The organism is Litorimonas haliclonae, from assembly GCF_965138505.1.
Taxonomy (GTDB): domain Bacteria; phylum Pseudomonadota; class Alphaproteobacteria; order Caulobacterales; family Maricaulaceae; genus Litorimonas; species Litorimonas haliclonae.
In genome coordinates this window covers 64502-77242 of sequence record NZ_CBCSCO010000003.1, presented here as the reverse complement: position 1 = coordinate 77242, position 12741 = coordinate 64502, and the positions used below count along the sequence as shown (strand labels likewise).

At 51.0% G+C, this 12741-nt stretch carries 15 protein-coding genes; 6 read left to right on the top strand and 9 right to left on the bottom strand.

Annotation, left to right across the window (positions count from 1 at the left end; translation table 11 throughout):
* The first annotated feature begins 37 nt into the window (after positions 1-37).
* Positions 38-1381 carry an acetyl-CoA carboxylase biotin carboxylase subunit gene (gene accC / locus ACNA05_RS07620; RefSeq protein WP_415810846.1) on the top strand — a complete coding sequence of 448 codons (1344 nt, stop codon included), beginning with the start codon at positions 38-40 and terminating at the stop codon, positions 1379-1381.
* Between the two features lie 31 nt (positions 1382-1412).
* On the opposite strand, the gene ACNA05_RS07615 is transcribed toward accC, so the two are convergent.
* From ACNA05_RS07615 to ACNA05_RS07590, 6 genes are all read right to left on the bottom strand, one after another.
* On the bottom strand, positions 1413-2336 hold the full coding sequence (locus ACNA05_RS07615) for a phytoene/squalene synthase family protein (RefSeq protein ID WP_415810845.1): 924 nt from the start codon (positions 2334-2336) through the stop codon (positions 1413-1415).
* A 6-nt stretch (positions 2337-2342) separates the two neighbouring features.
* Entirely contained in the window at positions 2343-2849 is a 507-nt protein-coding gene (locus tag ACNA05_RS07610) for a DUF1993 domain-containing protein (protein WP_415810844.1), read from the bottom strand.
* A gap of 3 nt (positions 2850-2852) precedes the next feature.
* A complete protein-coding gene (locus tag ACNA05_RS07605) occupies positions 2853-4349 on the bottom strand; it encodes a phytoene desaturase (RefSeq protein ID WP_415811264.1) in 1497 nt (498 codons plus the stop codon).
* Between the two features lie 56 nt (positions 4350-4405).
* Positions 4406-5632, bottom strand: coding sequence for a lycopene beta-cyclase CrtY (gene crtY, locus ACNA05_RS07600; RefSeq protein ID WP_415810843.1), 1227 nt, complete (start codon positions 5630-5632; stop codon positions 4406-4408).
* A gap of 230 nt (positions 5633-5862) precedes the next feature.
* A complete protein-coding gene (locus ACNA05_RS07595; RefSeq protein ID WP_415810842.1) occupies positions 5863-6027 on the bottom strand; it encodes a hypothetical protein in 165 nt (54 codons plus the stop codon).
* Positions 6028-6037: 10 nt separating this feature from the next.
* Positions 6038-6544 (bottom strand): cytochrome c maturation protein CcmE, encoded by a 507-nt coding sequence (locus tag ACNA05_RS07590; RefSeq protein WP_415810841.1) that lies wholly within the window; start codon positions 6542-6544, stop codon positions 6038-6040.
* 29 nt (positions 6545-6573) lie between these two features.
* On the opposite strand from ACNA05_RS07590, the gene ccmA reads away from it, so the two are divergent.
* The 5 genes from ccmA to mazG are packed head-to-tail and all read left to right on the top strand — an operon-like array spanning position 6574 to position 9493.
* The gene (ccmA, locus tag ACNA05_RS07585) at positions 6574-7209 is read left to right on the top strand and encodes a heme ABC exporter ATP-binding protein CcmA (protein ID WP_415810840.1); all 636 of its coding nucleotides are present in this window, start codon (positions 6574-6576) and stop codon (positions 7207-7209) included.
* Complete coding sequence (locus ACNA05_RS07580; RefSeq protein WP_415810839.1) at positions 7206-7877, top strand: heme exporter protein CcmB; 672 nt, start codon at positions 7206-7208, stop codon at positions 7875-7877. The genes ccmA and ACNA05_RS07580 overlap by 4 nt, the downstream gene beginning before the upstream one ends.
* Complete coding sequence (ccmC, locus tag ACNA05_RS07575) at positions 7874-8614, top strand: heme ABC transporter permease CcmC (protein WP_415810838.1); 741 nt, start codon at positions 7874-7876, stop codon at positions 8612-8614. Before ACNA05_RS07580 ends, ccmC begins: the two co-directional genes overlap by 4 nt.
* A gap of 1 nt (position 8615) precedes the next feature.
* On the top strand, positions 8616-8720 hold the full coding sequence (locus tag ACNA05_RS07570) for a heme exporter protein CcmD (protein ID WP_415810836.1): 105 nt from the start codon (positions 8616-8618) through the stop codon (positions 8718-8720).
* Positions 8717-9493, top strand: a complete 777-nt coding sequence (gene mazG / locus ACNA05_RS07565) for a nucleoside triphosphate pyrophosphohydrolase (protein WP_415810835.1) — start codon at positions 8717-8719, stop codon at positions 9491-9493. Before ACNA05_RS07570 ends, mazG begins: the two co-directional genes overlap by 4 nt.
* A 10-nt stretch (positions 9494-9503) precedes the next feature.
* Here mazG and hflX read toward each other — a convergent pair whose 3' ends face one another.
* The 3 genes from hflX to ACNA05_RS07550 all read right to left on the bottom strand — a co-directional run bounded on the left by hflX (position 9504) and on the right by ACNA05_RS07550 (position 12677).
* Positions 9504-10820 (bottom strand): GTPase HflX, encoded by a 1317-nt coding sequence (gene hflX / locus ACNA05_RS07560; protein ID WP_415810834.1) that lies wholly within the window; start codon positions 10818-10820, stop codon positions 9504-9506.
* Between the two features lie 44 nt (positions 10821-10864).
* Positions 10865-11122: an RNA chaperone Hfq gene (gene hfq / locus ACNA05_RS07555; RefSeq protein ID WP_415810833.1), complete on the bottom strand. Its 258-nt coding sequence runs from the start codon at positions 11120-11122 to the stop codon at positions 10865-10867.
* A gap of 115 nt (positions 11123-11237) precedes the next feature.
* Positions 11238-12677, bottom strand: a complete 1440-nt coding sequence (locus ACNA05_RS07550; protein WP_415810832.1) for a TrkH family potassium uptake protein — start codon at positions 12675-12677, stop codon at positions 11238-11240.
* Positions 12678-12741 lie beyond the last annotated feature (64 nt).

The following is a 12741-nucleotide window of genomic DNA, read 5'->3' as shown; positions in this document are numbered from 1 at the left end:
GTCTCCTGCGACAGAAAAAGGGCCGGGAAAGCCGGAAATGTTCAAAAAAGTCCTGATCGCCAATCGGGGCGAAATCGCTTTGCGTATCCATCGCGCCTGTAAGGAAATGGGTATCAACACGGTGGCCATCCATTCAGAAGCTGACCGCAACGCCATGCATGTCCGCCTCGCCGATGAGAGCGTTTGTATCGGCCCGAACAGCGCCGCCGAAAGTTATCTCAATATCCCTGCGATTATCGCCGCCTGCGAAATCACGGGCGCTGACGCCGTCCACCCGGGCTATGGCTTTTTGTCTGAAAACGCGAAATTCGCAGACATCGTCGAAGCCCACGGCATGGCCTTTATCGGCCCGACAGCGGAACATATCCGCATTATGGGCGATAAAATCACGGCGAAGAAGACGGTTATGGACGCTGGCATCCCCTGCGTTCCCGGATCGGAAGGCAGCGTCGAAACTTACGAAGATGCCAAAAAAGTAGCCAAAGACGTCGGCTTCCCCCTCTTGGTTAAAGCCGCAGCAGGCGGCGGCGGGCGCGGTATGCGCCTGGCCGAAACGCCCGAGAAGTTAAAAGAAGCGCTCTCTGCCGCGCAGCAAGAAGCCATCGCTGCTTTCGGTAATGGCGAGGTTTATCTGGAACGCTACCTCACCGGGCCGCGCCACATTGAAATTCAAGTTTTGGCCGACACCCATGGCAATGTGGTGCATCTGGGCGAACGGGACTGTTCACTCCAACGCCGCAATCAGAAAGTCTTGGAAGAAGCGCCCTCCCCAAATCTGACCGCCAAAGAGCGCGAAGATATCGGCGCAGTAGTGGCCAAGGCTATCAAGAAAATCGGCTATCGCGGCGCAGGCACAATTGAGTTCCTTTACGAAAAAGGCGAGTTTTTCTTCATCGAAATGAACACACGCCTTCAGGTCGAGCACCCTGTGACCGAGGAAATCACTGGGATCGACTTGGTACGAGAACAAATTCGTATCGCGTCGGGCTTGCCGCTGAATTACGCGCAGAAAGATATTAAATTCCAAGGCCATGCCATTGAATGCCGTATCAATGCGGAAAACCCGAACACATTCGCCCCTTCACCCGGAAAAGTCGTCGAATTTCACGCCCCGGGCGGCATGAATACACGTCTCGATTCTGGCCTCTACGCCGGATATTCCATCCCGCCTTATTATGACAGCCTGATCGGCAAACTCATCGTCTGGGGCAATACCCGCGAAGGCGCAATTCTGCGTTTGCGTCGTGCGTTAGGAGAGATGGTGATAACGGGTGTGGAAACGACCAAGCCATTGCACGAAGCCTTGCTGGATGACCCCGACTTTCAGAAAGGGGATTATAATATTCACTGGCTTGAGAAGTGGCTGAAAGAGAAGGAATAGATATACTTCCTTCTCCGCATAAACAAAGAAATTATGGACGCTCATAGAACCCATCGCGCGGGATAGTTTTTACGCTCTCCCGCGTCATCGCTGGTCCGACTGCCTCCAGTGCCAACGCCACCTTCCGCCCCTTGCTCGCACCGACCCGGCCTTCCCACGCGTCAGGTCCACCTTTTCGTAGATTTTCACCGATCTCGCGATAAACTTTAAGCGCGGCAGATATCGCCCAGGCGCATCGGAAGTCGAGCTCTTTAATACCCACTTTCGCACTTTGATAATACTTTTCCGCAATGTCGAGCTGCTCGCAGGCGGCGGCGTGAGCGGCGGCCCAGTTTTTCTGCTTTGCCAGCTCCAAGGCTTCTATTGGCGCGCCGTGTTTCAGGAGTAGATCCTGCGGCACGAAAACCCGATCCGCTTTGGCATCGTCAATAACGTCCCTGGCGATATTAGTTAGTTGAAACGCCAGTCCCAAATCGCTCGCTCTGTCTAATGTGGCGGCGTCTCGAACCCCCATAATATTAGCCATCATCACGCCGACAACACCCGCAACGTGGTAGGAGTAATCGAGTGTGTCATCCACGGTTTTATAAACGCGGTCTTCGGCGTCCATTTCGAACCCTTTGAGCAGATCAAATGGGTGGCGGTGGTCAATGTTATGAGTTTTCACCACGCGGGCGAGTCCGGCAAAAACAGGATTCTCTGTCGGCTTCCCAGAGAGGACATTCGACGTATCCTCTCGAAGTTGGCTTAGGCGCTGTTTTTGTCCGACCTTATAGTTTTCAATCTGTCCGTGGCCCATTTCTTGGCCGTCAATTACGTCATCGCAATAGCGGCACCACGCATAAAGCATAGCCGCATCATCCCGCAAGGCAGGCGGCAGGACTCGGCTCGCCAAAGCAAAAGACTTAGAGCCTTTTTTTATAGAGGCGTGGCCGTGTTGTGTGATCGAATCCATTAGGCGTTAGGATCCGCCAAAATAGTCGATTTTGCCAAGCGGCACGCCGTTATGGCGCAAAATATTATAAGCGGTCGTTACATGAAAATGTACGTTTGGGAGGGAGAAACCTGAGAGATAGGTAATCCCGGTAAAATCGACGTCACGTGGGCCCATTTTAAGAGAAAACTCTCTTCCTTCTTTTCCGTTGAGGTCGGCTTCACTCACGGCCTTGCAGTCTTTTTTCGCGCGCGTGATAAGCTCATAGGCTTCTTCAAAAGTTTCCGGCGTCGTGTCGTAATTCGGGGCCTCTGTCGCTGCGATACGATAAGGTGCGTTTTTCACCAGCTCGGCGGCGATCTGAACCTGTTTTTTCAGAGGGTACATGTCCGGGGCGAGACGTGCGTTCAGAAAAACCTGCGGATCAATTTCGCGGTCCTTTGCATTCGCCTCACCTTTTTTCAGAATATGCTCAAGATTGGAAAGAAGACGCGGGAGTGCATCAACCGCGTTGTACATGGAGAGTTGAGACATAGGTTAGCCTTTTAGCATTTGAGAAAAATCTTTGGCTATCACGCCTGCCGTGGCCTTGGCAGAACCGACGACACCGGGAACGCCGGCTCCCGGATGAGTTCCGGCCCCAACGATATACATATTCTTGATATGGTCATCACGGTTATGCGGACGAAACCAGGCTGATTGTGTCAGCACAGGCTCCACCGAGAACGCGCTTCCTAAATGGCTATTCATTTCATCGCGAAACCCAAAGGGTGTGAGCGTTTTCAAAACGGTCAAATCCTCTTTCAAATTCGGGATGGCGTGTTCTTCCAGATAGTCCAAAATCGTCTGCGTATATTTCGGACCAATTTCGTCCCAATCAATATCAGCATGGCCAAGATGTGGCACAGGCGAGAGAACGTAGTAAGAAGAGCATCCTTCCGGCGCCATATCCGGGTCGGTAACGCAGGGCGCGTGGAGATAGAGCGAAAAGTCATCGGGTAGATTTCCGCCCTTCCCGAAGATCTCGGCGATCAATTCCTTATAGCGCTGTCCCAGGAGAATGATGTGATGTTTCATGTCCGGATGCGTTGTCTTGAGACCAAAATAGATCACGAAGAGCGACATGGAATGGGATTTTTTCTTGAGCGCCTTACCGTAGCTTTTCCCGCGCGGCGTATTGCGGAGGAGTTGGCTGTAAGTATGCACCACATCCGCATTTGACGCGACGAGGTCGGCGCTCAACGTCCATCCATCGGAGGCTGTTACGCCTGTCACGCGGTCACCTGTGGACTGAATATCTGTAATCTCGGTTGAAAGTCGGAGATCCCCGCCCAAATCCTGAAAGAGTTTGACCATTCCCTGCACCAGCGCACCCGTCCCGCCCTTGGCAAACCAGACGCCGCCTTTACGTTCCAGCGCGTGAATCAGCGCGTAGATAGAGGAAGTTTTGAACGGATTACCGCCGACGAGGAGCGACTGAAAAGATAAGAGCTGGCGCACTTTTTCGTCTTTGACAAATTTAGCGACCATATCATAGACAGATTTATCCGCGCGAAGCCTTACCAGTTGCGGGGCGGCGGCGATCATTTGAGAAAACTTCAGGAACGCGGTGGTGCCAAGCTTCTCATACCCTTCGCGGTAAAGCTCTTTCGAATAGGCGAGAAATTTGTGGTATCCTGCCACATCGTCGGGGTTCCGTTCGGCAATCTGCTTTTCCAGAAAGTCTGTATCGTTGTTGTAATCGAAAACTTCGCCGTCTTCCCATTGCAGACGGTAAAACGGGTCTACTGGCAAAAGCGTGACGTAATCGTCCATATTTTTACCGGACAGATCGAACAGCTCTTTCAGGCAATCGGGATCGGTAATAACCGTCGGGCCGCCGTCGAATTTATAGCCTTCTTCCTCATATACATAGGCCCGCCCGCCCGGCTTGTCCCGGTTATCGACGAGTGTAACTTGAAACCCCATAGCTTGCAGACGAATGGCGAGCGCTATGCCCCCGAACCCGGCTCCGATGACGATCGCCGTTGGCATTTTGCCGTCTTGCGTTTTAGTAACGGCGTCAAAATCAGCCGGATTGGTCTGTACATTCATGCGTTATCTCGTTTCGCGCGTTCGCGTTTGATAAAGGCTTTTTCCGAGAAATTATACAGCGCCTTTGTCACAGGCACAGGCGGTTTACCGATGAGGATGCGGGCTTTGTCACTTTGGGTGAGTTTTCCCGCATAGAAGCGTTCTATCAGATCTTGCGGCAATCCATAAAACCGCTGCAGAACTTTGTACCTTTGATCGGGTTCACAAGCGCGAAAGAGCATGCGGTTTAGGAGGCGTAGAAACTTCTCTGCGTAAACATGGTTTGCATGTGCAGTTGCAATAGTTGTTTCTCGAAGAAAGCTAATATCATCAACTGCATAGGCATCTATGTTTTCAATATCCTTAGCAATTTCATCTGCAAGATAAAGTGTTGACGGAAAACTGTACCCCGTGACAGCATTATAAAACCCGCCAGAAATTCCAATTTTACCGTCTGGTTGAGCTACCCTCCCTAAACCTAAAGAGTGATCGTAATCCACCGCCAAAGTGATGGGCAAAACCCCCTTCTCTTTTCTTAAGAGTTCATGATCACCCCAACCCTTTTTGTTGATATAATCATCCACCCGCGTCGCCACTTGCGTCTCTGACAATTCCGGCCCATCTGTGTAATAAGTATCTTCCACCAAAATCTCATGCTCGGTGAACGGTAGACAATAGACGAATCGATAGCCGCCGAGCTGCTCTACGGTCGCGTCCATAATGACCGGATTTCTGAGGCCGTGCGGCTCTTTCGTCCGAATGGTTTTGCCGACAAATTTCTGATAGCCGAGAAAGACATTCTCATTCGGTGCAAAGCCCCGCGCGTCGAGAACGCAGGCCGCGTCCATAGTTTCCCCATTTTCCAGCGTAACGCTCTCGGCATCCAAAGACGCAACTTTCGTCTTCAACATAACGTGCAAGCGTCCGTTTTGAATAAACGGTTCAACACAGGCGCGGAGTGTTTCGCTATTCCCTGTACAGTAAGGTATTTCCAGCGTTCGTTCACGCTTCGCGAATTTTACGTCGTATCGCGGCCATTGATAGGCAATAAATGGCTTTATCCAGTCCCGCAGGCTCTCCTCAACGTCGGTCAAATTGAAAGACCAGGTGTGGTCTCCAGCGATTTTCTCAGAGGCTTCGATGACAAGAACCGTCAAATTCGGATTTACGTCCAGACAACGCCAGGCCGTTAGCAGGCCCGAAAGCCCCGCCCCCACTATGATCATGTCTGGTTTTTTGTCCATGACCTGTCTTAAAACAGAATCAGCTGACCACAACCATTGAACTCTCAATAAGTCAGCGAGACCAAAAATCACGCCATTAGGTCAATTATCGAGAATCAATATTAATGTTTATTAAGCTATTGAAAGGAAAAAGAAAAATTTACTACCCTAAAGTGTGCTAGGCTATTTTAATCCCCAAGAAATAAAGGTTTTGTCAGCTATAAAGCAAATTTATTGCAGTGAATCACTCCTCACATGGAGGCGGCTGTGCGATAGCTGAATTGTCCTATCGCAAGATAGGCGGGCGGGCGGCGAGGTTGCCCCACATCGGCCAAGCTGTCCGCCTCCTTTGCACTCTCTTCTTCACAGAAATTCAGCAATGCGGATAAGCTTTCGCAAAGATCCTCACGGGCCAAAGCGGCCTATTTATTTTTCGTCTTGGTAATTGATTTTTGGTTGATAGTTTTCGTCATGCTTTGCGAGAACTTCAGACGCCATAAAAATACCGTCTGCAGCGACTTGCCCTGTCACAACAACGCCCTGCCCCTCTCGAAACAAATCCGGCAGGACGCCATTATGTAAAACTGTAATTGGCGCAGGCATTTCCCGCTCGAAATCAGCAACGGTAAATTCCGTTAGCAATCCGGCTTTACGCACAACAGAGCCTTCGACAACTTTGCCGCCCATCCGAAATGTCTCGGAGCCGGGAACAAACCCTTCCGCCACGACATCGCTAGGATTGTAAAAGAACTGGGTGTTATCCCCCAGAGCCGACGCAATCAACGCGACCCCGCCCACGACCAACGTGCCGAATCCGGCAATCGCTGCGAGACGACGGTTGCGGTGTGGAGGTTTTATACGTTTGGGTTTCAAGGTCTCTGACATCAGCGCGCTTTTACCACAGCTCCGGCTCTGCGCAATGCGACGTGACATAACGCGTCAATTTAGCCATAAGCCGCGAGATGACGTTCGTCCCTGATAAAATAGAACTGGAGCCCTTAGAGGTCAGCCTCCAATCTGTGTCCCTGCGGCGTGGCGGGAGGGTTTTGTTCGAAAATCTCTCTCTGACTTTGAAACCCGGAAATCTGCTATATGTGTTGGGAGAAAACGGAATTGGAAAAACAAGTTTGCTGCTCGCCTTGGCTGGTCTCCTCAAGCCCAGTCAGGGCCAAATTAGTTTTTTTAAGGGTTATTCGCCCTTTTTCTCTTCGTCCTTAATTGTTCAACCAGATGGGGCCAGTCGCGGGTTAAGCGTCTGGGAAGAGCTGAATTTCACCTCGAAACTTTATACCTCCAGTCAGAATATTGAACACCTGATGGCAAAGGTGGGTTTGACTGATATGGCGCAGAATCGGACGGAGACCCTGTCACTCGGACAGAGGAAACGGCTTAGCTTGGCCAAACTTCTGATCGCCCGCCGCCCGCTTTGGTTATTGGACGAACCCTTCTCCGCCCTAGACGCGTCCGGGCGCGGACTATTCAGCCAAGAGATTACAGCCCATCTGGGACAAGGCGGAATCGCCGTAATTGCCACCCATCTGCCAACCGATATTCTAGGACACTCTGCCAAAACTCTGACGTTAGAGGTCGCTGAATGAGGGCCTTTACAGCGATTTTAAGACGAGACCTCCGCCTAGCATTCAGAACCGGCGGGAGCTGGATTCTGGGGGCCGTTTTCATGGCTGTCTTTATCAGCCTCTGCGCCATTGCGCTCGGCGGACAAATGTCAGAACTACGCCATCTCGCCGCTCCCCTCCTCTGGCTCGCGATCGTATTTTCAATGCTCTTGTCTTTTGCCACGATTTTTCAAACAGATTACCGTCAAGGTACGCTAACTCAGATATTAATGAGCGGCACTTCCCCTTTAACGTTAGCGCTGGCCAAATGGGCCGCCTTTCTTTGCCTCGGCTTTCTTCCCCTGTTTCTTGTCACACCTGTGGTCGGCACGTTGCTAGGCCTGAGCCGCGAAACGCTACTAGCAACTCTACTCGCTCTTGGCCTCGCCGCCCCGGCTCTGGCCGCCTATGTAACACTGGCAGGCGCTATTTTCTGCGCTCGAACAGGAGCAGGTTTTCTGGCCGTCCTTCTCGTGACGCCCTTCTTGGTTCCTCTACTGATTTTTGGCTTAGAATCGGGTCAGGCATTTTCGACCGAAGGCTGGGGAGCAGTTGAAATTCGCCTGCTCGCAGGTCTAAGCTTACTCTCAATCGCGATAGGACTGCCGGCCTCTGCGGCGGCCCTTCGTGTAAATTTGGAGCCCTCATGATTTCCTATCTCGCCAATCCTGCCCGTTTTAGGAAGGTCTCAAAATGGATGACGCCGATTTGCGGCGGACTTGCCGCTCTATGTCTCGTGGTCGGAACTTATATGGGGCTGATAAGCTCTCCCGCTGCTGACCTTCACGGCGAAGGCGTCAGAATGCTCTATGTCCATGTTCCAGCGGCTTGGTGCGCCCTTGCCGCCTACACAGCCTTGGCAGTTTGCAGTCTGATTAGTTTTGTTTGGCGCCACCCTTTGGCCGATAGCGCCGCGCGCAGTCTGGCCATCCCCGGACTTGTCTTTGCGCTGCTCTGCCTAGCAACCGGAAGTCTTTGGGGGCGGCCCGCTTGGGGAACTTGGTGGCAATGGGATGCCCGCATGACTTCTGTTCTCGTTCTCGCCTTTATTTATGCGGGTTACCTTCTGCTCTGGGGCATAATCGAAGATAAACGTAAAGGCGCCCGTCTAGCCTCAATTGTCGCCATGGTGGGCTTCATCAACATTCCGATCATTAAATTCTCGGTGGATTGGTGGAACACTTTGCATCAACCCGCCTCTGTGTCTCAACCCGGCGCGCCGGGTATGCCTTCGGAATTTTTCATTCCGCTCTTTATCATGATGACAGGATATACGGCGCTCCTGGCGTGGTGCTCTCTGCGGAGCATTGAGGCCGACTTAGTAAAACTGAAAAATCGCCGCGCGCCTAGAACCGCGCCGGCGACGATTGACCTTAAGGAGGGCTAAGATGGATTACGGAGCGACCACGCCGTTTATTCTAGCCGCATATGGCATAAGTTTTTTGGGCGTTATCGGGCTTGTTCTTTGGACGATGAGAAAGCCTAGACTATGACCGGGGTTAAAGGAGAAACGCCTTATGAACGCGTAAAGGATTTGATGGAACGATTGCGCGCAGAATGTCCTTGGGATCGCGAGCAGAGTTTTGAATCTATTGCGCCTTACACCATCGAAGAAGCCTACGAAGTCGTCGACGCCATAGAACAAAATGATATGGACGCATTGCGCGAGGAATTAGGGGATCTTCTATTGCAAGTCGTGTTCCACTCAAAGCTGGCCGATGAAACCGGCGCGTTTAATCTCGACGATGTAACGGACGATCTAGTTGAGAAAATGGTGCGCCGTCATCCGCATGTTTTCGGTGATGAGAAGGTCGACTCCGTGCCGGGCAATTGGGAAAAACTGAAGGAGGCTGAACGGACAGCCAAAGGTCAAACCAGCCGTCTCGACGGCGTTGCCCTCGGCCTTCCGGCCTTGATGCGGGCACAGAAACTTCAAAAACGCGCGGCAAAGTCCGGCTTTGATTGGCCTGACCTGACAGGCGTTTGGGACAAGATAAACGAAGAAATAAACGAAGTGAAAGAGGCAGTAGAAACAGGTAACCCCACCGATATGGAAGAAGAAATTGGCGACCTTCTTTTTTCGGTCGTCAACCTCTCTCGAAAACTGGGCGTAGACTCAGAAGTCGCTCTTCGGCGCACAAATGCGAAATTCTCCCGCCGCTTCAAGGGCGTTGAAGAGCGTGCAGGCGAGTCTATTCAAGATTTGGATTTAGAAACCTTGGAATTATATTGGCAAGCAGCGAAATCTGAAGAAACAAAGCTCTAAAAATTTAGACCTAGTCGTTTATCAATTTTGGATAATTAGAACGAAATTTTCCACTATCCGACTCAGAGAGGCGAACTCTCATATTTACATTTCCGGACTTACGCATGTCTTCCATCAAGACATTTCCATGGGAATGAAGCCAAGCCCGGGCTGAAAAATTGGCGGGGTCAATCGTAACAGTCAAAGTATGGTCATTAACACTAAGCGCTGTCTCTACGCCGTGGAGTAAATCGGAAAGACCTTCCCCGCTTAGACAACTGACGAGATAAGCATTCATCATATCTTCAAAATCAAGCGTTGCAGCCGCGCGTTCATTAAGCGCGGCGCGCTCTGCCCCCATCACCAAGTCCGCCTTGTTCCACACCTCAATAATTTCTTGGCCATGCTCAGGCCCCGCTTCAATCTGTTCTAATACGTCCAGCACTTCATCTCGGCGGCGCTCGGTCAAAGGATCTGAAATATCACGTACATGAAGAAGTACATCAGCGTCTTTTACTTCTTCTAATGTCGCCCGGAAAGCCGTGATCAAGTCCGTCGGCAAATCCGAAATGAAACCCACCGTGTCAGACAAAATAGCAGATTGGCCGGACGGCAAAGGTAAAACGCGGTGGGTTGTGTCCAGCGTCGCAAAGAGCATATCTTTAGCCATCACTCCGCCTGTCGTCAGGGCGTTGAATAAGGTTGACTTCCCCGCATTCGTATAGCCGACCAACGCCACGACCCGCTCCGGGGCGCGCTCGCGCTTTTTACGTTGCAGGCCGCGTGTACGGCGCACATTTTCCAAATCACGGCGCAGCTTGGTGATTTTATCGTTCAGGATACGGCGGTCACTTTCGATCTGTGTTTCGCCGGGTCCGGCCAGGAAACCCTGTCCTCCGCGTTGTCGTTCCAAATGGGTCCAAGTTCTCACAAGCCGGGATCGTTCATAGCCCAAGCGCGCCAGTTCGACTTGCAAGCGGCCTTCCTTTGTGGCCGCGCGAAGTCCGAAAATTTCAAGAATGAGGCCGGTACGGTCAATGACTTTGCACTTCCAGTCTCGTTCGAGGTTGCGTTGCTGAATTGGGGACAAGGCCGCATTGACAATCGTAAGCGTAGCTTCGCTCGCCTGAATGACAGAAGAAATTTCTTCGATTTGTCCCTTCCCAAAGAAATTTGAAGCGCGAAGTTCACGTATAGGGATAATCCGGGACTCAACGCACTCAGCATCAAGAGCCTCCGTCAGGCCAATCGCTTCTTCCAAATCATAATCGGCATCTCCGGCCCGTTCATTGGCAAACCGAGGATGCAGGACAAGCGCTTTCTCGCGAGGTATTTCCCGCTCAAGCATGACTGACTTTCAGTAAAAAAATGTCGGTAATAGGTCGGAGTTGCTTAATCTTCGTCTTCGTCATCAACGACTTCGGGGTCGAAGAGCTGAACCGGACCTGAAGGCATAATAGTAGAGATCGCATGTTTATAAACCAGTTGTACTTGTCCGTCACGGCGTAGCAAAACACAGAAGCTGTCAAACCAGGTGACAACGCCTTGCAATTTCACACCATTAACGAGGAAAATCGTCAGGGTCGTCTTGGACTTACGCACGGAATTAAGAAAAGTGTCTTGCAAATTCTGTTTACGATCGGATGACATTGAAATTGTCCCTTATTTTTCTTTTTAGGAGTTGATTGCGCACAACACACAAGGGAGCTTTATCTGGATTAAAGCCTGCGAAGCAAGTATTTTCTCTATAACAGTTCTGTAAACCCTATTGCCGCCAGAATGAAGGCGTCATGAGAACCAGAACGGCCAAGACTTCAACACGCCCTATGAGCATTAGAGCGGAAGACACAAGCATTTGCATCTGAGTTAGGTCAGGCCAAGTCAGACCTGTGTCGGGTAGAGTCGAAGGTAAGAGAGGCCCAATATTAGCGAGCGAAGCGACACTGATCGTCGTTGAGTCGGTAAAATTAAGGCCCGCCGCGCCTAACCACACAATTCCGGCACCAAAAACGAGCGTATATCCAAAGAAGTACAACCAGATAGACAAAAAGGCCCGATCCGGTACGCGCCGGTGTTTGAATTGAACAGGCAGGACGCGTGACGGATGGGAAGACCGACTAATGTCAGTGGCAAGCTGTTTAAATAATAAAATGATACGAATAATTTTGAGCCCCCCAGCCGTGGACAAAGCCGAGCCCCCCACCAGCGCAATAGAAATCAAAACCACACTTGGGATTTGTTCTAAGCTGATAGGGTCATACACAAACCCTGCTGTACTGACAAAGAAGACCGCTTCTACGAAGAGTGGGAACAGATTCTGCAACCCGGCATAAAACAAACCAAAAAGGGTAAGTCCCACCCCCATCGCAATTAAAGTTCTGTGCTCTATATTCGTCACGAGACGCTTAATATTTACCCAGCTCCTCAGACGTAGGACATCCCAAATCACGGAGACATTCATCGCCCCAAAGCCGCAGGCAAGAACGAGTACAAGTGTGGAAAAGCGCGGAATATAAAGGGATAAATCTTCTGAACGCGGCGTCATTCCGCCTGTTGATATGCCGCTTAATGACAGACAAAGCGCTTCGAAAACCGGGGCGCCGCCCAAAGCCATTAAGATAAAGCAGACAAACGCAATCAAAGCGTAAACCCCCGCAACGACACGTCCAATTCCAATTAAACGCGTAAAAAGCTCTCCCTTTTTGAGCGTAAATAGCGCGGAACGATGAACGCCTGTTCCGGTTAAATTTAGCGCCGCAAGTACAACCACGGCAAAGGTCGCGACACATACCCCTCCAAAAAACTGAAGAAAAGACTGCCAGTAAACCAATGTGGACGGCAAAGTCTCTACGACATACCCATTTGCGCCGGTTGTAGTAATAGCGCTGACAGCCGTGAAGTATCCTCGTAAAAACCCTAGCTCAGGAAAAGTAAGCCAATAGGGTATGGCAGCGCCGATAGGGATAAGTCCCCAGAACAATAATAGAAAAATTAAAGCGTCACTATTTGTTTCTCTGGAAGGCGTTTTGGAGGTTGTAAGAACGAATAAAGAGCCCAATACGCTCAAACCGATGGCTGTTACGCCCATCACGGCAACCATTTTCAGGTCAGCCATGAGTAGCGCAACCAAGCAAGTGGCTGCCATCATAACGGCAATCAAAATCACCGCGCATCCAAGCCAATAGATTATTCGGGTGATGGCCATTGACTAAGCCCGTCGCCTCAGACGCCATAGCGTTGTCTGACCGAAAACAATCCGAAGCAATATC